Below are 25,903 nucleotides of genomic sequence, written 5' to 3' on the forward strand. Positions count from 1 at the left end.
ATTCAGTCACACGAAGCTCATCCCAGGCAACCGAGGTACCCAACATGCCCCGCAATCGTACTTATGACAACGCCGCCGAGGCTATCGGCGAGACACCGATGATTCGGATTAATCGCCTTGTGCCCGAGGATCACGCGACGGTGTTCGCCAAGTGCGAGTTCTTCCAGCCGCTGAACAGCGTGAAGGATCGTATCGGTGCAGCGATGATCGCAGCCGGTGAAAAGGACGGCAAAATCAATGCTGAGACGCACGTCATCGAGCCGACCAGCGGCAATACGGGGATTGCTCTGGCCTTTGTCTGCGCTGCGAAAGGTTACCGTCTGACACTCACCATGCCGGAGTCGATGTCCGTCGAACGTCGCGCTCTGCTCAAAGCGATGGGGGCTGAGTTGGTCCTCACGCCGGCTGCAGGCGGAATGAAAGCGGCTATTGCGAAGGCGGAGGAACTGACCAACAACGGTGAAAATACTTTCATGCCGCAGCAGTTTGAGAATCCGGCCAACCCGGCCATTCATGAAGCGACGACGGGTCCGGAGATTTGGGCCGACTCCGGTGAGAACATCGACGTCATGGTCGCAGGTGTGGGGACGGGTGGCACAATCACTGGTAGTTCGCGCTTCCTGAAGAGTAAGAACCCGAATTTTCTTTCCATCGCGGTTGAGCCCACGGACTCGCCTGTGATCTCCGGTGGCGACCCAGGTCCGCATAAGATTCAAGGAATTGGTGCCGGCTTTATTCCTGGCAACCTTGACACTTCGCTGGTTGATGAAACCATACAAGTAAGTAACGAAGAAGCCTTCCAGTGGTCACGTCGATTGGCCAAAGAGGAGGGCATCATGGCCGGTATTTCCAGCGGAGCGAACATTTGTGCCGCCGCTAAAGTTGCCGCTCGACCAGAGATGAAAGGCAAGCGGATCGTGACGATTATGTGCAGCCTTGGTGAACGCTACTTGAGTACTCCGTTGTTTGAAGGGCTCACAGGCTGATATGCCAAGGAAAGTTCGCGAACTCGTGCGAGATCTCCTTGACGCCGGTTTTACTGAACGAGGCGGAAAAGGTAGTCACCGGAACTATTCTCACCCGAACGTCAAGAAACCGATTACCGTTTCGGGTAAAATGAATGCAGATGCCAACCACTACCAAGAGAAGGCCGTTTCACGAGCAATCGAGGAGTCCAAGTCATGAAAGAAAGCGCTCGCTATGTAAAGATCGTCGAGTGGTCTGACGAAGACAATTGCTACGTTGGAAGTTCACCAGGCTTACTTTATGGCGGATGCCACGGCAACGATGAGAAGCAAGTCTTTGAGGAGCTGTGCCAAATCGTTGAAGAGACGATCGAAATCTACCATCAAGACGATAAGCCATTGCCTCCTCCCACTTCCGGGCGAGACTTTGCGAACAGGATGCAAGACGTCGCATGACAGCCTCATCCCCTGACGGAATTCCCCCGACCGAATCCACGCTACTCGAACTACCCATCGTTGATCCGCAACCGCCGCGTCAACGGCTTCCTGAATGGTTGCGCGTAAACCTTCCTGCGGGGCTTGGGCAGCAAGTCTTCAATGGGACGGATACCGCGGTTCACGGTAACTCCTTGCATACCGTTTGCGAGGAAGCCCGCTGCCCGAATATTCACGACTGTTGGGCCCGTGGTACGGCGACGTTTATGATCGCTGGGCAGAGCTGCACCCGCGGCTGTCGGTTCTGCTCTGTCGAGACGCTGAAAGCCCCGCCTCCTCCAGAGACAGAGGAACCCGAACGCTTGGCGGACGCGGTTGAGGGATTACAGCTCGACCACGTTGTGATTACCGTCGTCAACCGCGATGATCTGCCTGATGGTGGAGCAGGGCACTATCGAGATTGTGTCGAGGCGGTCCATGCCCGACTGCCCGAAACGACGATCGAACTTCTTTCCAGCGACCTTGACGGAAACTGGAAAGCATTGGAGCTCTTGCTCGAGAACTCTCCGCTTTCGGTATTCGCTCACAATGTTGAGTGCGTTGCGCGGTTGGACTCCCTCGTCCGCGACCCGCGGGCATCGTTTGCTCAAAGCTTGGAAGTCTTGAGACAAGCGAAGCAACTCGCACCAGAAATCGTTACGAAGAGCAGCTTGATGGTTGGGCTCGGTGAAGCGGATGAAGAAATCCTCGACTCCCTGCGTGAACTTCGCCGGGTCGGAGTCGATTTAGTGACTCTCGGCCAATACCTAGCTCCTGGTCGTCCTGGTACGCGGTTTCTACCCGTGGATCGGTTCGTTCCGCCTGAGCAATTCGCTGAGTACGAACGCGAGGCCTATGCGATGGGCTTTGCGGGGGTAGCTTCGGGGCCGCTTGTGCGGAGTTCTTACCGGGCCGGGGAACTGTTGGCGAAGGCACGCGGTATTACCGAGGAGTCGCCCTGAGTGTCAGTTTTTCTTCAGCTCTAGCCAGGAAGAGATGAGCAGCGCTGGATTTGTGTCTAAAGTCTGGTTGCCAAGTTCAGACAGAAATCCTCGGGCGATTGCCTCAACTCTTGCGAGGCTCAAGCCACAGAATGAGCTTTCGGAAATTTCAGCAGCGACGAGATCAATCAGCTCTAGTGACCGACGCGCATGACGCTCGACACCGCGAGGGTTTCCTTCGCGCGCCTTTACGAGTGACGCGGCAAGCTTGATCAAGGCTTTCAACCAGTCGGCAACCGTCCCCTCACGGCCTGCCGCGTGCCAGAGCGACTCCCACGCTTCATGGGCTTCCCAATAGTAGCCGTGATTGAACAAGTCGATGGCGTAGAGATAAGTCTCAGATGCATGCCAGTCGCCGGGGCTTAGAGGCGGTGGAACGACCTCCTCGCGACCGTACCAGTGTCCCGTCGGGTCGCTCACCGGGTGAGGCGTCTGCTTGGGCACGTAGGAATAGGGCGGGAGCTTCTCTTTCGAGTAGCGGGGGCGATCAACGACGGGTATTTCCGGCAGTACGCTCAAGATCATTCCTCCGCTGGGTTCTCCGGAAGTTGGGGCTCCGGCGGTGGTGGTGCGATGGTTTTTCCGTCCTCACCAGCCACTTGTGGCTTAGCCGCATCGGGCTTAGCCGCGAGCGGTTTCGCTACCGGCGGCTCTTTCATAATGAGTTCGAAGTGTCCCGTGAGTGACTCTTCAGTGAGGCAGGCGTCCCCACTCGCCCCGCCAAACCAAGAGAGCAGTGGCAGCTCGAAATCTTCGGGCATTCGCGTGAGCAAAAAACGATTCTCCGTCGGCACAGCCGAAGAAGCCCAGACAGCGATGCCATCGGCGGGCTCGTAGAGTTGATAGTCTCCGCCGAGAGCACAAACGAACGAGCCATCCATGAGTTGCTCGGCGACTTGCTGGCATTCGTCACGGGATACATTGAGCTGATTTCCTACGGTGTTCATCAAGCGGCTTGCCGCGACGCTCGTTTCGCGAGCTCGCCCGTACCCAAAGCTGCTGATCAGATCGGCCAACCCCGTGCTTGTCAGGTCCTGAACCTCAAACCTGAACTGGGCCGCTCGCTCCGCGGGTACCCGCGTTAGTTGCGGCACGACGGCGTTGGCGATCTCCGGCTTGAAAGTCAGCAATAAGTAGTCGTCGCGGCCCGCCAGCCACATCGCATTCTCAAGTTCGACCGCTTCCCCGGCAACTCGCGGTCGTTCACCAGTAAACAGCGCGAGCAATCCGGGCTTGGGCCACGCGCCGAGGTAGCCCCTGACCAAGTCAGCCGGCCTTCCGGCAGACTTTGCGGCACCTTCTCGAATGATCAACGGCGAAGAGAAATCTTGCACACCCCCAAACAGATGATGCAGTTCGGCATCTCCGCCGAGTAGTGGTAGAGCGGCCTCGAGTACAAGCTCGAAGTGCGCAAGATCGTTGGCCGCGGGGGTGATCTTGTGATCGCTCGGTGGGCCAAGCCAGTCAGAAACCTTGCCAAGTTTCAAACCTTCCCGCGGTTCGACAAGGATTTCAGCCACGAGTTGCTCAGCCACTTGTGTTTCGCGTTCTGTCTCGGGGTCCTTCTCAACGATCGGATTCCGCTGGATCGCGATCGAGACAGGCCGCATCGTGCCGACTTCTTGTAAGAATCTTTCAGAGAAGCGTCGATAGTCTCGTGCTTCCTCTTTGGTGACCTGTTCAACCTCTGTGTCGGCAATCGGCAGGAATAGCCCGGGTCGCCCACGCCTTGTGTCGACGCCTCCCAGGTCGTCGCAAATGAGTTCTGCCCCATCCACGCAAACGCTGAATCCCTCGGGCAGATAATTCTCTGCAATCAGCTCTGGTAAGGTTGTCGCTTGAGAACCCTCAGCCGCGGCCATGAGCCTTGCGATGGTAACCAGCTTTAAGCGTCGCGAAGAACTCAGCCGACGCTGGCTTTCGATCCACACTTTTGGTGAGCAGAGGGTCTGAAAGAAACGGTTGCCAAGGTGGACGAAGACAGCATCGTTACGTTCAACAGGGTAGGTGGAGCGAGCTAGTTGGAAAGCGGGATCCGTTGCAAGTGGCTGTTTCCCTGCGCTAGCAGCTAGGAAACGCTCAGCTAATGATCGGGAATTCGTGACAAGGTGAAATTCGCCGCTCTGTAAATAATATGATCGAACTTCTCCTGCGGGGGTCGAGATCAACGAAGCGTTTTTGCCCTCCGCTAATTCGATCTCGCTCTCTTCGGCCTTATTCTCTCCTTCGAGGAACTTCTGGAGAGCTTCGCGTCGTTGCGCGGTCAGGTCGCGTGACAGAAGGAAGTTGTTCTTTGCCTGAAACACGATCCCCACCGCGGCGCCGTCGTTGGTGTAAGGATCGAAACCGATGATCGCCACGTCGTTGATCACTTGCGGTCCGATAATCTTTGCGAGAGCCGATTCGCGAAGCGACAGTTGCTGCTCCAACCGCTTTGACGCGGCGCGGTTGATTCCCCTCCGGAGAATCATGTTCTTCAGATCGCCCTCCCACTTCCGGTTGAGATCGCGGAACCAAAGATAGTTCTTAAAGGTCCCGAACCGGATGTAAAAGCATTCGGCGGGGACATGCTTAGCCATTTCCTCAACGGTAACTTCACCTGGAACTTCGCCCTGCAGATCGACCTTAGGCTCAGGCCAAGGCATTGATGGTGGAAGAGCAACGAGTTCGCTCTCTTGGTTCACATTGGTCTTGGCAGCCAGAAGTTTTTGATCAAGGTCGAGACGATAAGCCTCCGTGGCGAACACCTCATCCCAGATCGTTTGCTTGGTTTGCTCCCAAGGAAGCCATGTCCGCCTAGGAGTCGGCAGTTGTTTGCCAAGTCGCCTTGCGAGCGTCGGAGCGGTGAAGTTTTCCACTACGGGTGGAAATTCAGGATCTTGCCGTAGGTCGCGCCAGCGATTGGAGTACTCTTCCCACCAGTCGTCCAGAAGTCGGCGATGCATGCGATCGTCAGTGACAGGTTGCACCGTGATCCGCTGTCGCGTCGGCGAGTACACCTCCAGGTCGAGCGGTGCATCGCCTCGGAAAAGAAAGTACAGCGTCACGGCGGCTGGAGTGTCGATTTCGAGAATTCTCCGCAGAAGGCGACGAACTGGTGCAATTTTGAGAGCCGGATAGAGAATCCGTCCGTCGGCTGACTCGACGGTGAAGCGTTCGTCGCTTAGAGGAATCGACGGTTCTCCTCGATCAACAGCCACGGTCACACGCCCCACGCCGAAGCTCTGCCCGCCTGCCTGGGCACTGAGATAAGCTTCTACACGCGGCGCCGACATGCAGTCGGTGACGATTGAAAGACTGAGAAGCAAACAGCCAGCGAAGCTAACTGCGAGACCTCTGATTGATGGAAGTGCAAACATACTTGATCGGAAAAACTTGCTATAATGCGAGCGGAACATTCCCCCTGCCGAGGCGAGCCGCTGCCGAGAGGACACCATCCATGCTACCGGCTCACCCTCAGCCCTGACAGGTATTTTGGCAAGATTCAGCACACTCAAGCGAAGCTTTATTGAGTGAATGCCGCGTGCTTGCCTCCAGAGAAGACCTTCTGGCAGAATTTGAACATGCTACTCCCCCAATTCTCGCTCAAGACAATTCTTGCCTTGGTGCCCGTTGCGGCACTTTTGGCACTGGCTGTGGCTAGTGCCGCTGGCGGAGGGGTTTGGGGCGTTGCGGTCACCATGGGTTCGGTGTGCCTGCTGGTTTGTCTTGCTAGCTATGTGCTGTTCTTTTTACTTTGCACGGGCTTGTCTTCGCTGGTTGGAAGTGAAGAAGTTGTCGCTCGCACGAGCCGTGGCGGCGTCATTCGCGAGTCCGCTTCCTCAGACAAACTTGGCGAAGAGGCGGTTTCAAGTGCATCACTTTCCGAGAGCGAGAATCGTTAATGCCCCGGAAGTCTCGCTTTTTCTCTTCGCTCATCTTGGTGCTGGTGGCGGCGCTGTTCTCGTCGGAGCCGACGCGGGGCCAAGGCATTAAGTACACCAAGCCGCTGCCTCCCCGTCCGGGTACGAAAGCAGCAGCCAAACCGCAACCGACAATCACGGTCTCAGCAGACTGCCAGCGAAATTACGGCTATTGCCCCGTGCAGATTGATTATCAAACGCCCGCTCCCACCGTGGCTGAGCAGGAAGTCACGGTGCAAGTTTCCTTTCGAGGTCGTCGCGGTCGGACGGTGGTGCAAAGCGAAAAGACCTTCGTCATGCCCAGCGGCTCCACGCGGGCGACCTCCGAAGTGCTGGTCCCCAAGTACACTGCTTGGCACTTCGTGAATTGGGAGGTTTGGATAGACGGTCGCCGAGAGGAGTCGCTATGTGCCACCGAGAATTACTTCTCTGTCAACGTTGGCCGAAACCAAGGTGGCCCTGTGCTTCTCTTGGTCAGTGAAAACACACGGTCCTCATCCAGCTACTTTCAACAGAGACACTTCGACTATGCCGGTGCCAGCCCAGTTGGCATTTCCTTCAAGCAGCTTCCTCGGCAGTGGTTAGGACTCACTGGATACGGAGTTGTCGTGTTTGATAGCGCCAGTTTCGACAAGTTTCGGGATCGACATCCGGAAAGATTCGAGTCTTTGATGAACTGGGTACGCGCTGGTGGCAATCTTTGGATTTTTCACTGTGGGGAATACTGGTCCGGGTGGGACCTTCCGGAATATCTCCAAGGTGACGCTTCAGAAACAGAGGTTCAGACGCGAAGGATCGATCCCGAGAAACTCGGTTGGCATACGGTCAAGATTAATAATCAGCAAGAAGAAGAGCTTCACGGTCTTGTTGAACTGAGCGATGCTGATCGGCGCTTCGCCGAACCTACCGTGAAAAGCGTCAAACAAGCCTTTCAAGATTTTAACGCGCAGACGTCGAAACGCATTTTCTGGGCACGCTCCCATGGTTTAGGTACGGTCACTGCTTTTCTTCCCACGAATCGTCCCCGCGATGCGGTGGCGGCAGCGTGGAGTTCCTTGATCTCGCGTCGTGCGATCTGGCAGCTTCGTCATGGGAATGCTCCGGGCTCGCCTAATTATGAGTTCAATAACTTCTTGATCCCCGGCGTGGGCCTCGCACCCGTCACACAATTTCAGTTGCTCATCACGCTTTTCGTCCTGGCGATTGGGCCACTGAATTACTGGCTACTAAAGCGAGCGAAGAAGTTGCCCTGGCTGCTGGTTACAACGCCCGTCTCTGCGGGACTCTTGACGCTATTTTTATTCGGGTACGGATTGCTCGCCGATGGTACCGGCGTCAGAGTGCGTGCTCGCAGTGTGACGTCGCTGGATCAGGCAGCAGGCGAAGCCGCCAGTTGGGCTCGGCTTTCCTACTACGCGGGCATCGCGCCGCCGGGCGGTCTTACCGTGCCTTGTGACACGGCTCTTTATCCGATTAATGCCATGATGACGAGCGCTTCCAACCGCTATTGGCAACGGCCTGTCGTCAACCATGAGATGCAATGGTCTGGGGATGAGCAGAAACTCACCGACGGCTGGCTCGCTTCACGCTCGCCGACTCAATATTTAAGCGTTACTTCCCGTGCAACAACGCGTCGGCTCAATTTCGTTGAGTCGGCAGACGGGCTAACGGTGACGAATAATCTCGGGGCGGATGTCCTCTCTCTGGCGGTAGAAGATCTGCAGGGCGAGAGCTACGGGTGCGATCGACTGGCAGCCGGTGAGTCTCTTACTCTCGAGAAAACGAACCGTCGAGAACAAGCAACCCAGTTGCGGAAGCTGGTTCTCGACAACGAGCCAATCTTCCCGCCTGGCGGGGAGATCACCCAGCGTTACCGCAATGATCGACTTGAGCGGATCTCAGACAGCTTGCTAGAGGCAGAAATTAGTGCAGCGATTTCTCCGCTGATCGATGGTCTCGGTCGTGGTCGCTATGTCGCGATCACGTCTCGTGGATTGGAAGTCGAAATCGGAGTTGAGGACGCCGAGGAGGAGTCGAGTTTTCATGTGCTAAAAGGACGGTACGCAATCGCGAGCAAATCTGAAGCAGACGGAACGGCGGAGGATCAACCATGACGACCAATGCCCCGCGTCGACCATTGATTGAAGTCTCCGGTTTGCATCGTTACTTCGGCAAAACCAAAGCCGTGCAGGATATGTCTTTCAAGGTTTTTCCGGGGGAGGTCTTCGGTTACATCGGACCCAACGGTGCCGGGAAAACGACCAGCATGCGAATCCTCGCCACGCTTGATGAGCCTACCTATGGCGATGCGTTCGTGGACGGATTCTCGGTCGTCGACGACCCTGATCGAGTGCGGCGCCGACTCGGGTTCATGCCTGACTACTTCGGCGCGTATCAAAACGTCAACGTCTACGAGTACCTCGACTTTTTCGCCCGTGCCTATGGGCTGCAAGCAAAAGAGCGGACGAACGCTATTGACTACGTGATGGACTTTACGCAGCTCGACAAACTGGCGGAGAAGCCGATCGATGGGCTTTCCAAAGGAATGAAGCAACGGCTTTGTTTGGGCCGCACCATGATTCACGATCCGGCAGTTCTGATTCTCGATGAACCAGCAGCCGGTCTCGATCCGCGGGCACGCATCGAATTGCGTGAAATGATTGCACTATTGGCCAAGGACGGCAAAGCGGTGCTGATTAGCTCCCACATTCTCACCGAGCTGGCTGAAATTTGTGATCGGGTAGGAATCATTGAACAAGGCAAGCTGCTCGCCGTCGGTTCCGTTGATGAAATCAGCGGTCGGGCAGAAACGGTTAGCAAAGTTCATGTGCGGGTGCTGGAAGATCGGGAGCGTCTGCTTAACTGGCTACAAGCACGCGACGACATTGCCGATATCGTGCAGAAAGATCAGGGAATCGCGTTCACTCATGAGGGCGGCCCACCAAAGCAGGCCTCGCTGTTGAAGGAGATTGTCGACGCGGGTTTTCCTGTGATTGATTTCTCTTCAAAGACCAAGAGCTTGGAGGATGTGTTCCTGCATGTCACGGAGGGCCGCGTGCAATGAGTGCTGTGACTTCTGAGGCGACCACCGAGACTGAGAGCACCACAAAATCGGCAAGTGGTTGGCGTGCTTGGCTTGAAGCCGCTGAACGAAAGTTGGTAGGGCTGCTCGAATGGGCCAACCCTATTCTCGTGAAAGAAACGAGACAGGCACTCAAGAGCAAACAGTTCCTGCTGACGTTTGCTGTGGTATTGATCGCCTGCTGGATCGTCACGTTTGCGGGTCGCGCGATGATCGGCCCGCAGATTTTTTATATCGCCTCGGGGCAAGAGATGTTGGTCGCTTACTATGCGATCCTCGCTTTTCCGTTAGCGGTGATCGTGCCGTTTACTGCTTTTCGATCGCTTTCTTCGGAAAAGGAAGACAACACTTACGACCTGCTTTCAATCACGACGCTCTCTTCGCTTCAGGTGATTACGGGTAAATTGGGCAGCGCGATCGTCCAGATTCTTATCTATTTTTCAGCGGTCAGTCCGTGTATCGCCTTTACGTTCTTGCTTCGCGGCGTGGATAGTCTCTCGGTCGCGACGTTGCTGGCAGTGACGCTGCTTGGCTCGGTCGGTTTATCGATGGTCGGACTGTTGGCTGGCACACTAGCATCGGTCCGGTACACCCAGATGCTTGTCTCCGTGGGGCTGATTCTTGGGCTCGCTGGAATTTTCTTCGGCTCTGTGGGTGGCGCTAGTGAACTGCTTGATGAGAGCAGCCGCTTCATTCGGGATAAAGAGTTCTGGTTGGTCCTTGCCGGGCTGCTAACACTTTTTGTCACGACGTTTGGTTTGCTCCACTCGGCGGCGGCTGCACAGATTTCTTTCCCGAGCGAAAATCGTTCGACACGTCTGCGACTGTGGATGCTTCTGCAGCAGGTTTGCCTCGCCGGGTGGATGACAGTACCTCCGATGCTGTACCCGAATCAACCCGAAGCTCTCATGGTCATGGTGGTTGCTTGCGGAGGCCTCAGCCTCGCGTACTGGTATCTGATGGGAACTTTGATGACGGGAGAATGGCCGCATCTCTCACGCAGAGTACAGCGGTCGCTTCCTAGCAGTCTGGCGGGGCGATCCCTATTCTCTTGGTTCAATCCTGGCCCCGCTTCAGGTTACTTGTTCGCCATCGCCAATTCCGGAGCGATTGTCCTGCTGGGTTGTGCTGTGTTGCTTCTCTACTCGCAACCGACGACTGGAGTTGCAACAAGGGAGAACGCGATTCTTTTTCTTGTCCTGGGTTGGTGCTACCTGATCGCCTATTTGGGAATTGGTCGCCTACTGATTGGGCTGATGCGAAGGATTACGTACGTGCCGCTTGTAGCAGCCTTTTTGCTGCACGTTATTTTGCTGCTGGCTGGTGTCGGTACTCCTGCAATTATCCACGAGATGTCCGAGCAGTTCCGAGGCAGTGGCTACTCGTTGCTGTTGGTAACGAACCCCTTTTGGACCCTCGGCGAACTCATGGAGGGCGGACTCACAGGGTATGTTCATATGCTGGTCATCATCCTTCCTGCCGCTGCGGTGGTTGCGTTCCTGCTGAATCTTCGCTCCGTTTGTGCTGAGTTGGCCCGACACCGCATCGCAGCTCCTGAAAGAGTGACTGAGGACGAGGAGGAATTGCATCCCGTCGCTGAGCTGGGACCAAGCAATCCTTGGGAGGCTGAGGCGGCATTGGAAAGCTCCGCGACCTCAGAGAACTAAACTGCCACCGACTATAGCTGGTGGGTTTGAATATTCGTAACCTGCGGTCTGACGCCCTTCACTCACGAACATAATAGCCCCGGGATTTATCCCGGGGTTCTAAGTTTACCAGAACATCGGTCGAGCAAGAGGCGTTACAGAAAGGCGGGGCATAGCCGAGACCGAAATTAGCCGCGGACTATTTCGACCTCAGCAACGCTCCGTGGGCCAAAAACCCTAAAGATTCGGTAGAAAACCAACAAACCATCCGTTCCCCTGGTATAAATCCCAGGGCTATTAAAACCTGAAGGTTCGCTTGAAGGCGAGGGTTCTAAACCCATCGTTGAATCAACGAGCTCAGGAGAGCTGGCCAAATGAATCTGTTCGCCTACGGAACGCTTATCTTCGAGGACATTTGGCAGCAAGTGGTTGGGCGTGCCGTGAAAAACGGTCCGGCTGAGCTTCAGGGATACGAAGTGAAACGCGTCGTTGATGATCTTTACCCGGTGATTCAACCAGCACCTGCGGAACGAGCAAGCGGAGTCATTTACTTTGATCTTACGACGACCGACCTCGCCAGACTCGATCAGTACGAATCGCACTTCTACGAGCGGATCGAAGTTCACCCCGTGAACGAGAAGAATGAAAGAATCACCTGCCAAACCTATGTGCTGTCCGAGTCCTACAGCTCGCTGGCCTCGGAGGATACTTGGACCGTCCAATGGTTCGCCGATCACGCAAAGGCTGAATACATGAAGCGACTGAGCTAAAGAGAGCTAGACTCCAGCGCGGCACTGCTCAGCGAGTTGTCTCCACAACTCGACTTTGCTTGTGCAATCGAGCCTTGCCAGATAAGCCTGGTCGAGTCTGTCGTGTCTGGGCTTTTCTTCACGCAATTCTGCGAAATCCGGGTTGGGGGCGGCATCCTCGTAGTTCGCCTCGTTAACGAGGCAATTCGCCACATGGACAGCGGTAACACCTGAAAACTGGTTGCCGGAATGCTGGCGAGGATCGTGATGGAAGGCGATTGCTTCCAATATGTCTTGAGGCAGTCCCCAAATGGCGGCCAGATAGCCACCAACTTCAGCATGGGAAGTATCGAACTGGTCTAGCTCGGCTTGTTCGAGCGGAAGGTTAGTGATTTCAGCGGCAGAGGCCACGATGGAATAGTCGCGACCAAGGTTCTCTGCCAGCACTAACTTGCCAACATCATGTAAAATGCCCGCGAGCATGGCGTCGTCGCTTGCATCACGGTCAAGCCCTTCGCTCTCGGCAATGCGTTTGGCTAGGCAGCCGACCGCGAGGCTATGTTCCATCACGTCCTGCAGTAACTCAGCGGGGACTTTTGATTTCTCAAGTTGCCGAAACACCCCAGCGGTGAGCACGAGCGGGCGAAGCGTGTTCAGGCCAAGCAACGCAGCGGCATGCGTTGCATCCTTCACGTGAACCGGCAAACCGAAGAACGAACTGTTCACCAACTGCAAGACCTTGGCGGTCATGCCGAGGTCTTTTGAGATCAGCTCGCCAATTCGATCCACCGAAGCATCTTCACGACGTAGTTCGTCGACCAACCTCAGATAGACGGCAGGCAACGAGGGCAGGGCGTCGATCTTGGAGACTAACGCCCGCAATCCTGGTTGGGCGAGTCGTTCTTTGAGTAGGCAGGCCCGTGAAATGACATCGTACAACAACTCCGGGTCGCACGGCTTGGTGAGATACTGGTGAGCCGGGCCGACCGAATTGAAGAGCTCTGAGTATTCCGCCTGACTGCAGAGCAACAATCGGACGGCATCAGGGTACAACTCGCGAACGTACCTGAGCAGTTCGGCGCCGGTCATGCCGGACATTTTCAGTTCGGTGACGACAACGTCGAACTCGTTTTCGGCAAGAAGCTGAATCGCCTCGTTGCCTCCACCACTGAAGGTCATCTCCCAGTGACGGCGGTACGCGCGGAGCAACTTCTGGAGGGCAGCCAGCTCGTTGGGATCGTTGTCGACGAAAAGTATCTTTTGCATCTGGGGACCGGTCGCACTTGCGGCAGCGTGTTAGTTGCTTTGAATCCTTCCCTCAGCCTCTGATTGAGCCCTGCATCGGAGGCCATTCGGAAGATACTAAAAGCTAGGTTACCGCTCAGACATCGTTGCTCCTGAAAGCTGAAACAGCCACGTTTTTCAGGGTTTCACCCCGAAGTGGCAAGAAGACAACATGAGTGATCTGGCAGTGATGCAAAAGCCAATCAACTGCTGCGGAAAGCCACCAAGAAGATGCATGATCTTGCGGAAGACAGCAATTCTGCTAGACGAGTGAATCGCCCGCCAAGGGTCCAATCGAAACGGTTGTTGCCCTGGTTAGGGGATACTTCTCGAGCACTCGGTGCAGGTCGTCCAAGGTGACACTATCCACTGCGGCCAAATCGTCCTCGACGCTACGGTAACTTTCCCGGAGCATCCAGTTGCCGCCGACGTTGAAGAGGCGGCTGCGGGGCCTTTCGCTTCCGAGCACGACTCGTGCTTTTACCTTGCTCTGAGCCTGGTGGAGCTCTTCTGCCGTAAATCCTTCCGCCTGGGCCTGCTCCTGAATGGTCCGAATACGCTCGCAATTCACCGCTGCATCGGCCGGATCGCAGCTCATCCAGGTGAACATCATGCCGGCCCCTTGGTACTCATAGTGACCAAGACTCGCGCTTTCGACACAACCGTTATCAACGAGTTCCCAATACATCCGGCTGCCCGAATCATCACCGATGATCGTTGCTAGGATCTTCGCGGCGTAGCGGTCCTCATCCTCGGCGGCTGGGCCATCTGCCAGTTGCAACACGTATTGCTGCGTCGCGGCTTCGTGTTGGACACTTTTTTGTTGAACCTGGGTACTCGGGCTTTGGATTTCGCGGCGCGCGTTGGCCGGCGTCCAACTGCCGCACCGCGCCTCCACCTGGCGTATAAGCGCGTCGAAATCGACTCGTCCCGCCGCGGCCACGAACAGGTTCTCAGGGCTGTAGCGACTTTCGAAATAGGCTTGCATCTGATCGACGGTCAGTCCGCCAACGGTATCTGCGGTGCCCAATACGCTCCGCGCCAGAGCGTGATCACCGTAGTGCAGCTCCTTGATATGGTCGTCCATCCCATAGGGAGGCTGATCCGCATACATCTGGATTTCCTCGAGGATGACGTTCTTCTCCATCTCGAAGTCTTCGAGTCGCAGGCTGGGCCGCATGATGTCCGCCAAGAGGTCGAGGCTTGCTTCTTGGTACTCGGGTAGAACCGATGCGTAGTAGACGGTGCTCTCTTCGCTGGTGAAGGCATTATTCTGCGCGCCGATTTCATCGAACTCGCGATTCACGTCCTCAGCCGTGCGGCGGGGGGTTCCTTTGAACGCCATGTGCTCAAGAAAATGGCTCACGCCGGCCACCTCATCGGACTCGTCACGTGAACCCGTTCGCACAAAGAAACCCATCCCGAGCGAATGGGCAGCCGGGTTGGATTCGGCGATGATCTGCAAGCCGTTGTCGAGAGTGTGTTGGCGGAATTGCACGTCTAATGTTTCTTTCTTTGAACGAGAGGGGTGGCTGGGGACGAGCCCCGCGAGCCCCCAGTTGCTTACAAGACTGGGGGCTCGCTCCACTCGTCCCCAGCCACCCAGAGTCCTACTCAGGGAATTGGCTCTGGAATTGTTAGCTCCTTCGGCCCCAATGTTGCGAAGGTAAAATCAGTGGGCGGGTTCGCGGTTAGATACTCATTGATGGAATCGGCGGTCAGCTCATCGATCAAAGCTCCTAGTTCTTCGAGCGAACGAATGCGTCCCAGGTGGAACCAATCCCGAGCGATGGAACCGCTCCGTGCTGAGGTCGACTCTTGCTGCATGATGAGGCCGCTCTTGATCCGTGCCTGAAGACGGTCGAGTTCGCCCTGGTGAATCCCTTGCCCGAGTCGCAAAAGTTCCGCGTAGGTAACATCGAGCGTTTCCTGCGCTCGTTCAGCCGTTGTCCCGGCGTAACAAAGCACACGAGCACGGTCGAGTTGCGTTTGCAGCGAAGCGGAGACCGTGTAGCACAGGCCGCGTTTCTCCCGGACCTCGGTGAACAGCCGCGAGCTCATCCCGCTTGAGAGAACGCCGACGGCTGCCCAAGCTCGCAAGTAATCGGGATCGCGGTAGGGAACACTGGGATAAGCGATGCCGATGTGGCACTGTGAAGACTCGTAGTCGATGTGGGGCGAGGTTTCTTTCGCGGCCTTCTCGATCTCTGGCTGGACCTCGACTTCTGGCCAGTCACCGAAAAGCTCTTCGACTTGATCGACGAGCTTGGACCAATCGATGTTGCCGGCAACACCAAGAATCGCCCCGTTGGGACGATAGCCTCGTTGCCATTGCGCTAGCAAATCGTCATGCGTCGCGCTGAGGACGCTTTCCTTGGTGCCGTGGCTCACCCGTCCCCAAGGATCGGGATACGCACGGCGACGCAGTTCGATCATCAACCGCTGCCCTGGGTCGTCTTCAACGCCGCGGATTTCTTGCAGACAGACCTGCTTGCCGAGGTCGAGTTGCTCGGCTGGCAGATGAGGACATCGCACGATGTCAGCGTAGATCGAAAGGGCCTCGGGTAAGCTCTGCGAAAGGGTTGCCCCGCTGAAGCTGGTTTGCGAAACGCCGACATTTTCACCTCGCTCGACGCCGAGGACTTCCAAGTCGTTGATCAAGGCCCGCCCGTCGCGGGCACCAGCACCTCGCAGGACCATGTCGCACAAGAGTTCCGACAGCCCCAAGCGATCTGCGGGATCAGTGCTGTACCCTGAGGGCACGAGCATTGTGAACGCGGCTGACTGAACCGCATCAACTGGTTCCGCCAGCAAGACTAGGCCGTTGGACAGCGTATGGATATACGCCGGTCGTTGTTGAACAGTGGACTCAGTTGGTGAGGAGGACTTCGACATCCGGAGAACCTAAGAAAGACACTCTATTGGCGTCAGCGTCTCTTCGTAACCCGAAGCGTGAGCGAGGGAGAACGCTAGCACGGATGCTCCCTCGCTTACGCTTCGGGTTATGATTGCTGGCGACGCTTCCAGCTTACCTAGCCGTTACACAAGCGGTGACGACTCACTGTAGTCGCGCTCAGCCGACTTGTATAGCGTGCGGGTGCGGCGGAAGCCCAGGCGTCCGTAAAGCCGCACGGCTGAGGTGTTCCGCGCTGTGACCTCAAGATAGACACGCGAGACCCCCACCTGCTGCAGTCCCGTTAGTGCCGCATTGACCAGAACGGCTCCCAGGCCGCGATGTCGATGGAACGGCGTCACGCCGACGTTCTGAATGTTGGCCCGGTTGCGCGAGATGCGGATCGCCTGAATCGTACCGCTGTTTTCCAGAAAGCGTTGGCCAGCCGCATCGTATTGGATGAGCCAAGTCGCCTCAGGAACGAAGCCCTGCTTGGAGCGAATCTCGTTGATCAAGTGCTGGCACGACTCAAGCTTGCTCAGGCTCGGAAAGATTTGTGCGTCGAGCTCGTCGCGAAAGCTGTAATACTTCGCCTCGCCGTGCGCCTCAGCCAGCTCATCACTCCAACCCACAAGCCGATAATCCGGATGCAACACCACCCCCGGCGACCGCCAACGACGCAGGTCGGCCTCCATGCGGAATCGCTTGTGGTATTTGAGATTGAACAGACGCATTGGGGTGAGGCTCGGCAAGTAGCTACGTTCGCCAGAACGTGGAGTTACCTACAAGAATACCACAACGGGCGGGGCTGACTAGCTTGCTGCGAACGGGATGGGGGGAATCTGTGGGGAGGCAGCGAGCCTGGCTGCGTTAGGAGTGGGATAATCGGTTTGATAGGCAGGGGAAGTATGTCAGGTCGATGAAGCTGAGGCAGGTTGGCAAAGGGTATTGTTCAATCCATTCTGATACAATCAGGCCATCCCCAATATAGTGTTTCTCCTTTGACTTCGCCTTCCTGGGAGTCAGATCTGCTTTTAATAAACCTCCAGGTTTCCAATGGATGAAAAAACCCGACGCGAACGACAACGGCGGTACCTAGCAATCTGTTCCGAACGCGGATGGCTCAACGCAGATAATGTCGAGAACTGGCCTGATGACGACTCTGAAAAGACGGAGATGGCACGAGGCCTATTCGGTCTCGCGCTCGTCTCCGATGCTGATAATCTGTTTGAAGATTTCAGGCAACGGATTGATGCTACAGCGCTGAATGCTGGTTCAAATGTTAACGGTGCCTATGCAATTTTGAAGGCGCTCAGCGATGAGCAAAAAGCGGCACTCTTGACTGTATTCGACGACCATCTAGACCTATCAATCCATATGTCGATGCTGCGTCTTGACCGATTTGACCACGGATTCATGAAACTCCAAGTACAACGATCCGACCCAGTCGAAAGCATGCCAATACCTGACTCCGAAATCGACATCATTTCGGACTCTTGCAACGAGTTGTTTCAAGATGCCCTGCAGTGGAAGGAAGATTTCAGTCGCGGTACCGAAATCGGAAGAAGAGAGCCTCACCGAGACTGACGCCACCATGCCCATGCGTGAAATTCCGAAACACCTTCGGTCCTCTTTACCTAGCCTGATCTATCACTGCTCAGCCCCTCTCACTCCCCAATACGCCCACGCAATCCAAGCCGCCGTCACGATCTCAGCAATTACAAAGTAATAAATCTTCGACGGCAGTTCGTACACAAACAGCGTCGGCAGTCGAAACACCACCAGCGCGGCGGTGACGATCGCGGCGAACGCCAGCCCACCCTCGCGTAGTTGGGGGCTCCAGCCGGTGAGGATCATTGCCAGGCCGATGCCTACTTCGAGGCCGCCGTAGACGGTGACGAACTCGCTACGGCCTTGGCCGCCTTGCAGTTCGAAGCCGACTTTGCTGGAAGTGCCTGACGGGTCGACCGTGCACCAGATTCCGAGCGCTAAGTACATGGCTCCGACGATGATCATTGCCCACATGAGTTTGAGTCCTTTTTGAGAATTGAGAGCTGAATTTTTTTTAACACGGATTGCACGGATGACACGGATAATATTTGGTCATTGTCGATCCGTGTGATCGGTGTTGAAAGATAATGTGTCGATCTTCTTTTAACCTCGCCCGCCCATCCAACCAACCTCATCGCGTAGCTCTTTCTTCAAGTCGGGGTCCTTGACCACCTGATAAGCCAACTCGCGGCGGCGGGCGATCTCCTCGCGGTCGCTTTCCAGAGGAAGTGATTGTTCCACAGCTTTGGACAAGGCGTCGGCGTGGGAGAGCAAGCAGTCGCGGCGTTCTCCTTCAGGTGCATCAACCGCAAGTTCGGCGAGCATTTCCATTGCCTCAAAAGCGACATTCCGGTCCGCGGCCACATATTGCCTCGTTTGATCGAACACGGCCGAGCAGAAATCTTGAAAGGAAGCGGGGTGCGTGATCACGCGCAGCGCGTGGTCGGAATCATAGCGATACGAACTGGGAATCTCACGGTGGGAAAGAGTCGCCAAAGAGCGTTGCAGCCACTTTAAGCAACTTATCGCCGTGAACGGATCGTTGACACCCGGTGATAGTGCGCGACCGATGATCTCTACGAGCTGATCGACGAGGAACATCGCGTTTTGCGTGGGTGTCCGTTCCGAGCCCCAAGCGAAAGTGTTTTGCAAATCCTTCGCGACGCCGTCATCAACGCGATCAGCAGGCCAAGCTTTCAGAAGGGTTTTCTTCTTGGTGGCAAAGTCACCAGGTCGGTACTGCAATCGCAAAATGAGATCGTTCTGCTTGGCCACTTCGATGAGGCCCTCTTCGTCGACTGCTTGAATGTAGCCGCTGACACCTGTTTGGATCGAGACGGAATTGTCGTGAAAGTCCTCAGGAACGTTCGGCTTATCAGCACTCTCGATTTCTTCGTGCGGCTGCCCGACTTCTTTGGGAAAGAGATTGTCAATCGCAGCCTCAAGTTCTCGACCGACTTGTGCCGTGATGTTCGAGACGTCGATTGTTTCGGGGATGTGATGGATAAAGTAGATCAGCACGCCAACACTCAGCAGTGCGAGTACGATTGCACAGAGCAAGGAAACCTGAGGAACAAAGACAGAAAGATTGTTCCCTTCCCCAAGTTCGAAGACGTCCCCAGCTTCGCGGATCGTCCGCAGAACTAGTAGCGAGTAGACGAACGTGGCGATAAACGTCCCTAGCGTGAACTGATTCCCGCGGTCGCGCATGAAGTTGCCGATCAGCCGCGGGCCAAACTGTGACGACGCGAACGAGACGGAAACAATGGTCATCGAGAAAGTGACACCAGCCACCGTGATCATCGAGCCGGCAATCGTCGAGAGAATGCTTCGTGCGCCATCCGGTTTGCTAGCAGTAGCCCATCCGAGGTCGGAAAACCACTTCGCACCGTAACGTAGGTCGAGTTCCGTGGTGATGACCGAAAGGATGATCGCCCCGAGGGCCATCAACGACGGGATGAACCAGTAGCTCGACCGAATGTGATAGAGATATTTGGTGAGCGTGGCTCGCATAATTCCCTTCCTCGCTAACCGAGCTAGGGAGTCGAGGCCCTATTCAGTGTGAGTTCTAATAGCTACCGTAATTTGAGGTATTGATTCAACCGAATCGTTTCCCGCCTCAATATCCCGCCTGTGCTGATTATGATCTGGTCTAAGTTGCTCTTCAATCCTGTTCGGTTTTCCCTCTTCGTTCTCGTGCTTACGCTGCTCACGGGTTGCAGTGGCGGTGATGCCGAAAAAACTGGTCACGATCATAATGAAACCTCGGCGAGCGTCGGACAAACTTACTCTGGCGAATACCCCATCCAGGCACTCGCTACGATCGGCCAAGTGGCAGAAATGGTCGAGCGGGTTGGTGGTGAGCACATTGAAGTCAAGCAACTGATGGGGCCTGGAGTTGATCCACATCTGTTCCGCCCGGTCGCCTCGGACACGAAAGCTTTGCGTGACGCGGAAGCGATCTTTTATAGCGGTCTTCATTTGGAAGGTCGCCTGACCGACTTGTTTGTTCAGCTCGCGCGGAAGAAACTCACTTACGCGGTAACGATCGGACTTCTCACTAACGAAGACGAACGCCTACGCGAGCCACCGGAGTTCGACGGCATGCACGACCCGCACGTCTGGCACGACGTGGCCATTTGGTCGCAGTGCGTAGAAGACTTGGCCGATGAGCTGGCCACCTACGATCCCAAACACGCTGAAGACTACAAGGCGAACGCCGCCAAATATCGCGCGGAGCTGGCCGAGCTTGACTCCTATGTGAAGCAGCAGATGCAGACGATTCCTGAGGAAAGACGAGTGCTTGTCACTGCTCACGACGCGTTCGGCTACTTGGGCAAGGCTTATGGAATCGAAGTCTACGGCCTGAAAGGGATCAGTTCCGAGCTAGAAAAGGACCTGGAACATCAAGAAGAAATCCAGGCCATGCTCATCGAGAAACAGATCCCTGCCGTGTTTGTCGAATCAGCGATTGCCCCACGTACCATTGAGGCACTCGTCGAGCCGTGCCGTGCTGCTGGGCTTGATCTGCAGATTGGCGGCACGCTGTACGCGGATGTTCTTGGCGAGAAAGGCACCGATGCCGGCACCTACGCGGGGATGATTCGACACAACGTGGACACGATCGTCACAGCACTCACGCGGGACGCGACCCTGTCGGAAGAGTAAAGTTTAGTGTAGGCTAAAGATTGTCTCAAAATTGCAATCTTTCTACTGGCCTACGCATGAGTGTCCCTGCCGTTGAAATCCACGATATGACGGTCGCCTACCAGCGGCGGCCCGTGCTCTGGGACATTGATCTCCAGGTGCCCGAGGGAAAGCTCGTTGGCATCGTTGGCCCGAATGGGGCCGGTAAAACGACGCTCATTAAAGCAGCTCTTGGGTTGATTCCGCTGGCGAGCGGGAAGGTCGAGATATACGGCAAGGCATACAGCGATCAACGTCACCTTGTCGGCTACGTACCGCAGCGGGAGTCGGTCGACTGGGACTTTCCTGTTTCCGTGCGCGATGTCGTCTTAATGGGGACCTACGGAAAGCTGGGATGGTTCAAACGTCACGGCAAAGCAGAGCGGGAGACGGCGGATCGCTGCCTGGAGCAGGTCGGAATGTTGCCGCTCGCCAAGCGGCAGATCCGCCAGCTTTCCGGCGGGCAGCAGCAACGGGTTTTTCTTGCCCGTGCCTTGGCTGAAGACGCCCAGGTGTATTTCCTCGACGAGCCCTTTGCCGGCGTCGATGCCGCCACCGAGTCGGCCATTGTCGAACTGCTGCACACACTTCGCACCGCTGGCAAAACGGTGTTTGTGGTTCACCACGATCTGCAAACCGTGCGTGAGTATTTCGATTACGTGATTCTGCTGAACATGCGTCTGATTGCTTGCGGACCTGTGGAGACGACCTTCACCAATGATAATCTGCAAAAGACCTACGGCGGGCGATTGACGATTCTCGACGAAGCTGCGGAAGCCATGCGCCAGGGCGAGGCATAGTAATGAATGGCCTTTCACTCAATGAAAAAGTGATGCTGGGCACGGCACTGCTGGGCGGAATGGCAGGCGTATCGGGAACTTTTGCCGTCCTGCGCAAGCGTTCCCTCATCGGCGACATGCTAGCGCACACTTCGCTGCCCGGGGTGTGCATTGCTTTCATGCTGATCGGTTCGCGGAACACGCTCGGCCTTTCATTGGGGGCCTTGGCGAGTGGGTTAGTAGCCATCGCGCTGATGACCTTAGTGATTCGCTGGACACGCACCAAAGAAGACGCCGCGATTGGCATCATGCTCAGCACGTTCTTTGGGCTGGGGATCGTGCTTCTGACGAACATTCAAAACGACCCTGCGGTGGGCAACAAGTCGGGACTTGATTCGTACATCTTCGGTGAGCCGGGGAACATGCTCACGCGAGACCTCGTGCTCCTAGCGATCGTCGCTGCCGTTGTTATCTCTCTAGTCTTCGCGCTCTTCAAAGAGTTCAAACTCGTGGCGTTCGACTCGGACTTTGCCCTATCGCAAGGTTGGCCGATTACTTGGCTCGACTACGCGATGATGGCTTGCGTGGCGTGCGTGACGATCATCGGCCTACCGATTGTCGGCGTGATTCTCATGGCGGCGATGATCATCCTCCCCGCGGCCACCGCACGGATGTGGACCAATCGCCTCCACACGATGGTGATTATCGCGGGCGTTCTGGGTGTGATCGCGGGGGTTGCCGGGACGCAGGTCGGGCGAAATCTTCCGGCGGGGCCTGTTATCGTGCTAATGGCCGCCTCGTTATTTGCCGTCTCACTTCTGTTCGCGCCGCAGCGAGGCATTCTGCCGCGACTCTGGGGAGAAGCCCAACTTCGATTCCGGATCGCCCGCGAGCATCTGCTCCGTTCGCTTTACGAGATCAATGAGCCGCACCTTAGCATTTCTGAGTCCGTCGATGCGAAGCCTGTGAGGCTTGAAACACTGCGAGAACATCGCCACTGGAAACCCTGGCTGCTCTCATGGCTCATCGACCGAGCGGAGCGAAATGGGTTGCTCTACGAATCGGACGAAGCTGTGACGCTCACACCCTTGGGCGTCCGGAAAGCGGCACAAGTCACCCGGACGCATCGCATGTGGGAGCTTTACATGCTGGAATACGCGGGCGTTGCAGCGAGCCAAGCTGACCGGGCTGCTGACAACGTTGAGCACATGCTTCCCGAATCGCTACTCATGGAGTTGGAAGCGAAGCTGAAGAAACAAGGTCGCTTGCCTGAAGGTCTTGAGGAGCTTCCCGCTTCACCTCACCCGGCGTCGCTTCGCCAACGTGAAGGAGGTCCGACATGAGCGCGCTTCTGCTGGCTTCCGATCTGTGGAACGCCGATGGCCTCTGGATCATCACGATCGGTGCGCTCACGAACGCGGCGTGCGCACTTGTCGGTTGTTTTCTCATTCTGCGCCGGATGAGCATGATGGGGGACGCGCTCTCTCACTCCGTGCTAGCAGGACTGGCGGTGGCTTTTGCTTTCACACAATCGTACAGCATCATTCCTCTGTTTATCGGGGCGGTTGCCGCGGGGCTGCTCACGACCTTTCTTACGCAGACGCTTCACCAATACGCACGAGTCCCCAGCGATGCAAGCATGGGCGTCGTGTTTACGTCGATGTTTGCAGTCGGCGTAGTGATTATCAAGATGTTCGTCAGCGACGGCGTGCACTTTGATGCTGCTTGTGTTTATGAAGGAGCATTAGGCTATAGCCCGTTTTTCACTCGCGAGGTATTCGGCTGGGAAATCCCTCTCGCGGCATTAACGGTGGGTCCAATCGCGATCCTCAACTTGGTTGTCATCGTCGCACTTTGGAAAGAATGGAAGCTGAGCTCGTTCGATCCAGCGCTTGCGACAACGATGGGTTTTTCAGCGACGTTGTTGCATTATCTGCTGATGACGCTTGTCGCCCTGACGACGGTTGCCTCATTCGAGGCCGTGGGATCGATTCTCGTCGTTGCGATGTTGATTGTACCCGCGGCGACGGCTCATCAATTGACGGATCGTCTTGGTCCGATGGTTTTGGTCTCCGTGGTGATTGCCGTGCTGTCAGCGGTTTTCGGCTACATATTTGCTGTCTGGGAAGACACCAATTACGCGGCGATGATGGCCGTAGTTGCCGGGGGGTTCTACGCGCTGTCCGTCGTTTTTTCACCCCGCTATGGGTTGCTGACGACCCTTTGGAAGAACACCCAGTTGTCTCTCCGCGTCGTGAAGGAAGACCTTCTCGCAATGCTGTACCGCGTCGAAGAGATCGGCACCGCCTCACCGTTGACCACAACTGCGGCGCGGGAAGCGGTCGGTGGCGGATGGCTCGCTTACGCGGGAATCTGGCAGCTGACGCGACGAGGCAGAATCAGCCAGGCAAATGATGCTCTCAAGCTTACCGAATTCGGTCGAGAGGCCGCCAAGAAACTCGTCCGCTCGCATCGGCTTTGGGAAACGTATCTCGTTGAATACCTAGGATTGCCACTGGATCACATTCACGAACCAGCCCATCGCGTTGAGCACTTCATCGGGGATGAAATACGCGAGAAGCTCGAGGAGAAACTCGACGCTTCGCAGGGTGATCCTCACGGACGGGATATTCCGGAGTAGAGACTTGGTGGCTACTCCGGAGGTGCAGTCTTGCTTCCAGCTTCCACTTTAGTTTCGGCTGCCCTGGATGAAAATACGTTTAAAATCAACCACTTCCCCCCGATGATCAAGTACAACCCGGCAAGCAGATAGACAGCTGAACCATAAAACCTTGGCGGCAAGTCGAGGAAGTCAAACATCACACCGTCATAGTAGTCCCGTTGCATCCAGAATCGCAACATAGAGGCAAAGTCTTCTGCAACACCTGCTGCACCAATCACAAAAAAATAAACACCCAGGAGACGCAATACTGCTTGGACTTGGAGAAGTAGTTTCGTTACGGCAGCTTTTCTTGTCGCAGTTTCGTGTTCTACCATTCTCACTACTCCGATTCAGTAAACTAACTTTCTATGCCATTGGTTGCAGCCTGTTGTTCGGCAATCTTGCTCAAGTCTTCAAGATCCGATTCGATCATCTTCCGCATCGTTCCCGCCATTAGCTTACTCAGCGGGGACATGACCTTGGCCATCAAGCTTACCGCGTGAGTTTCGATGTCGAGTTTGAAGTGCGTCCCGGCAATGTCGTGGATCAGTTCGTGAGTACAAACGTAGTGGCAACCGCAAGACTCGGTTTCCAGAGTAAACCGCTTCGGCGGGACGAACTCGGTGACCGTCATCTCTTCGGTGGCTTCTTTACCAAACATCTTGCGAGTCTCACGAAAGCGCGTCCCCACCTGCACGGGACCATGGGTCAGCAGTTCGACCTTTTCGATTCCCTGGATGTGATTGGCTGTGTTTTCGAAGTCAGTCGCTAGCCTAAAGACGATATCCGGTGTCGCGTCAATGTGTTTGGTGATGGTGAGTTTGCTCATAGGTTCAACTCAGTTGCTGGTCACGTTTCAATCTTCGACCAAGCCACGCAGCACTTCCAGATTGATTTCATCGAGATCACGTCCCTTCTCTTCCCCTTTGGGCGTTTCCAGACACATGGGAATTTTACGGAACCGGCGATCGTTGAGCAAAAAACGGAACGGCTCCAGCCCCATTTCCCCGCGACCGATCCCCGCATGACGGTCGACACGTGAGCCGAACGGCTTGAGGCTATCGTTAAAGTGAAACGCTCGGATCAACTTCACGCCTACCAGCTTGTTGAACTGGCGCATTGTGGACTTGTACTCTTTTTCCGTACTGGTCGGATAACCTGCGGCAAACACGTGACAGGTGTCCCAGCAGATGCCGAGTCGATCGGGGTATCGGACCTTCTCAAGAATCGTTGCCAAATGCTCGAATCGACAGCCAAGATTGGTTCCTTGTCCGGCGGTGGTCTCCAGCAAGATCTTCGTCTTGGCCTTGCGTGTCTGCTTGTGAACCTCGTTGAGCCCTTCGGCAATACGCTTCAGCCCTTCTACTTCTGAGCTGGTCGTATAGGAACCTGGGTGAGCGACCACATAAGGAATCCCCAGTTGGTCCGCCCGCTGGACCTCGACGACCATCGAGTCGATCGACTTCTTCCAGAGGTCGTCCTTGGGGCTGCCGAGATTAATCAAGTAAGAATTGTGCGCGATCGGGTTCGTAATGCCGTGAACGGCGAGAGCCTCTTGAAACCGTTCAACCTCTTTCTCCGTGATGGGCTTAGCCCGCCACTGGTTGTTGTTCTTTGTGAAGACCTGAACACAGTCGCAACCAGCAGCCTTGGCCGCATCGACGGCCTTGTAGTAACCGCCGGCGATTGACATGTGGGCACCGAGGATGGGCATGGTCAGTAGCGAGAA

The 25,903-nt window shown here is 55.8% G+C and carries 24 protein-coding genes; 13 read left to right on the forward strand and 11 right to left on the reverse strand.

Features of this window, described 5'->3' with window-relative positions:
• Window positions 1-44 precede the first annotated feature (44 nt).
• From cysK to lipA, 3 genes are all read left to right on the forward strand, one after another.
• The gene (gene cysK / locus RIB44_06700; protein ID MEQ8616266.1) at window positions 45-986 is read left to right on the forward strand and encodes a cysteine synthase A; all 942 of its coding nucleotides are present in this window, start codon (window positions 45-47) and stop codon (window positions 984-986) included.
• Window positions 987-1,181: 195 nt separating this feature from the next.
• Window positions 1,182-1,421 (forward strand): type II toxin-antitoxin system HicB family antitoxin, encoded by a 240-nt coding sequence (locus tag RIB44_06705; protein MEQ8616267.1) that lies wholly within the window; start codon window positions 1,182-1,184, stop codon window positions 1,419-1,421.
• Window positions 1,418-2,401 carry a lipoyl synthase gene (gene lipA, locus RIB44_06710; protein MEQ8616268.1) on the forward strand — a complete coding sequence of 328 codons (984 nt, stop codon included), beginning with the start codon at window positions 1,418-1,420 and terminating at the stop codon, window positions 2,399-2,401. Before RIB44_06705 ends, lipA begins: the two co-directional genes overlap by 4 nt.
• Window positions 2,402-2,404: 3 nt before the next feature.
• Here the strand turns inward: lipA and RIB44_06715 are convergent, their stop codons facing one another.
• On the reverse strand, window positions 2,405-2,959 hold the full coding sequence (locus tag RIB44_06715; protein MEQ8616269.1) for a DUF309 domain-containing protein: 555 nt from the start codon (window positions 2,957-2,959) through the stop codon (window positions 2,405-2,407).
• A gap of 2 nt (window positions 2,960-2,961) precedes the next feature.
• Entirely contained in the window at window positions 2,962-5,715 is a 2,754-nt protein-coding gene (locus tag RIB44_06720) for a hypothetical protein (GenBank protein MEQ8616270.1), read from the reverse strand.
• A gap of 288 nt (window positions 5,716-6,003) precedes the next feature.
• On the opposite strand from RIB44_06720, the gene RIB44_06725 reads away from it, so the two are divergent.
• The 5 genes from RIB44_06725 to RIB44_06745 all read left to right on the forward strand — a co-directional run bounded on the left by RIB44_06725 (window position 6,004) and on the right by RIB44_06745 (window position 11,840).
• Entirely contained in the window at window positions 6,004-6,324 is a 321-nt protein-coding gene (locus tag RIB44_06725; GenBank protein ID MEQ8616271.1) for a hypothetical protein, read from the forward strand.
• Window positions 6,324-8,456, forward strand: coding sequence for a hypothetical protein (locus RIB44_06730; protein ID MEQ8616272.1), 2,133 nt, complete (start codon window positions 6,324-6,326; stop codon window positions 8,454-8,456). Before RIB44_06725 ends, RIB44_06730 begins: the two co-directional genes overlap by 1 nt.
• On the forward strand, window positions 8,453-9,406 hold the full coding sequence (locus RIB44_06735; protein ID MEQ8616273.1) for an ABC transporter ATP-binding protein: 954 nt from the start codon (window positions 8,453-8,455) through the stop codon (window positions 9,404-9,406). Before RIB44_06730 ends, RIB44_06735 begins: the two co-directional genes overlap by 4 nt.
• On the forward strand, window positions 9,403-11,091 hold the full coding sequence (locus RIB44_06740; GenBank protein MEQ8616274.1) for a hypothetical protein: 1,689 nt from the start codon (window positions 9,403-9,405) through the stop codon (window positions 11,089-11,091). The genes RIB44_06735 and RIB44_06740 overlap by 4 nt, the downstream gene beginning before the upstream one ends.
• A 353-nt stretch (window positions 11,092-11,444) precedes the next feature.
• Window positions 11,445-11,840 carry a gamma-glutamylcyclotransferase family protein gene (locus RIB44_06745; protein MEQ8616275.1) on the forward strand — a complete coding sequence of 132 codons (396 nt, stop codon included), beginning with the start codon at window positions 11,445-11,447 and terminating at the stop codon, window positions 11,838-11,840.
• A gap of 6 nt (window positions 11,841-11,846) precedes the next feature.
• Here RIB44_06745 and RIB44_06750 read toward each other — a convergent pair whose 3' ends face one another.
• The 4 genes from RIB44_06750 to RIB44_06765 form a co-directional block, all read right to left on the reverse strand.
• Window positions 11,847-13,085 (reverse strand): response regulator, encoded by a 1,239-nt coding sequence (locus tag RIB44_06750; protein ID MEQ8616276.1) that lies wholly within the window; start codon window positions 13,083-13,085, stop codon window positions 11,847-11,849.
• Window positions 13,086-13,365: 280 nt separating this feature from the next.
• Complete coding sequence (locus RIB44_06755; GenBank protein ID MEQ8616277.1) at window positions 13,366-14,601, reverse strand: pitrilysin family protein; 1,236 nt, start codon at window positions 14,599-14,601, stop codon at window positions 13,366-13,368.
• Window positions 14,602-14,717: 116 nt separating this feature from the next.
• The gene (locus tag RIB44_06760) at window positions 14,718-15,998 is read right to left on the reverse strand and encodes a pitrilysin family protein (protein ID MEQ8616278.1); all 1,281 of its coding nucleotides are present in this window, start codon (window positions 15,996-15,998) and stop codon (window positions 14,718-14,720) included.
• A 144-nt stretch (window positions 15,999-16,142) separates the two neighbouring features.
• Window positions 16,143-16,730: a GNAT family N-acetyltransferase gene (locus RIB44_06765; protein ID MEQ8616279.1), complete on the reverse strand. Its 588-nt coding sequence runs from the start codon at window positions 16,728-16,730 to the stop codon at window positions 16,143-16,145.
• 322 nt (window positions 16,731-17,052) lie between these two features.
• Between RIB44_06765 and RIB44_06770 the strand changes: the two genes are divergently transcribed.
• Window positions 17,053-17,583 (forward strand): hypothetical protein, encoded by a 531-nt coding sequence (locus RIB44_06770; protein MEQ8616280.1) that lies wholly within the window; start codon window positions 17,053-17,055, stop codon window positions 17,581-17,583.
• Between the two features lie 63 nt (window positions 17,584-17,646).
• On the opposite strand, the gene RIB44_06775 is transcribed toward RIB44_06770, so the two are convergent.
• Together RIB44_06775 and RIB44_06780 are read right to left on the reverse strand one after the other, a co-directional pair.
• Window positions 17,647-18,021, reverse strand: a complete 375-nt coding sequence (locus RIB44_06775) for a DUF4345 family protein (protein ID MEQ8616281.1) — start codon at window positions 18,019-18,021, stop codon at window positions 17,647-17,649.
• 129 nt (window positions 18,022-18,150) lie between these two features.
• Window positions 18,151-19,560: a DUF2254 domain-containing protein gene (locus RIB44_06780; GenBank protein MEQ8616282.1), complete on the reverse strand. Its 1,410-nt coding sequence runs from the start codon at window positions 19,558-19,560 to the stop codon at window positions 18,151-18,153.
• 183 nt (window positions 19,561-19,743) lie between these two features.
• On the opposite strand from RIB44_06780, the gene RIB44_06785 reads away from it, so the two are divergent.
• Genes RIB44_06785 through RIB44_06800 form a run of 4 tightly spaced genes read left to right on the forward strand, consistent with a single transcriptional unit; the run spans window position 19,744 to window position 24,153 of the window.
• Window positions 19,744-20,715, forward strand: a complete 972-nt coding sequence (locus RIB44_06785; GenBank protein ID MEQ8616283.1) for a zinc ABC transporter substrate-binding protein — start codon at window positions 19,744-19,746, stop codon at window positions 20,713-20,715.
• Between the two features lie 56 nt (window positions 20,716-20,771).
• The gene (locus tag RIB44_06790; GenBank protein MEQ8616284.1) at window positions 20,772-21,533 is read left to right on the forward strand and encodes a metal ABC transporter ATP-binding protein; all 762 of its coding nucleotides are present in this window, start codon (window positions 20,772-20,774) and stop codon (window positions 21,531-21,533) included.
• Between the two features lie 2 nt (window positions 21,534-21,535).
• The gene (locus tag RIB44_06795) at window positions 21,536-22,855 is read left to right on the forward strand and encodes an iron chelate uptake ABC transporter family permease subunit (protein MEQ8616285.1); all 1,320 of its coding nucleotides are present in this window, start codon (window positions 21,536-21,538) and stop codon (window positions 22,853-22,855) included.
• Window positions 22,852-24,153, forward strand: coding sequence for a metal ABC transporter permease (locus RIB44_06800; protein ID MEQ8616286.1), 1,302 nt, complete (start codon window positions 22,852-22,854; stop codon window positions 24,151-24,153). The genes RIB44_06795 and RIB44_06800 overlap by 4 nt, the downstream gene beginning before the upstream one ends.
• A gap of 11 nt (window positions 24,154-24,164) precedes the next feature.
• Here the strand turns inward: RIB44_06800 and RIB44_06805 are convergent, their stop codons facing one another.
• The 3 genes from RIB44_06805 to RIB44_06815 are packed head-to-tail and all read right to left on the reverse strand — an operon-like array spanning window position 24,165 to window position 25,888.
• Window positions 24,165-24,509, reverse strand: coding sequence for a hypothetical protein (locus RIB44_06805; GenBank protein MEQ8616287.1), 345 nt, complete (start codon window positions 24,507-24,509; stop codon window positions 24,165-24,167).
• Window positions 24,510-24,532: 23 nt separating this feature from the next.
• On the reverse strand, window positions 24,533-25,003 hold the full coding sequence (locus tag RIB44_06810; protein MEQ8616288.1) for an SRPBCC family protein: 471 nt from the start codon (window positions 25,001-25,003) through the stop codon (window positions 24,533-24,535).
• A 27-nt stretch (window positions 25,004-25,030) separates the two neighbouring features.
• On the reverse strand, window positions 25,031-25,888 hold the full coding sequence (locus RIB44_06815; GenBank protein MEQ8616289.1) for a deoxyribonuclease IV: 858 nt from the start codon (window positions 25,886-25,888) through the stop codon (window positions 25,031-25,033).
• Window positions 25,889-25,903: the final 15 nt, after the last annotated feature.

It is taken from the genome of Lacipirellulaceae bacterium (genome assembly GCA_040218535.1).
Classification (GTDB): Bacteria; Planctomycetota; Planctomycetia; order Pirellulales; family Lacipirellulaceae; genus Adhaeretor.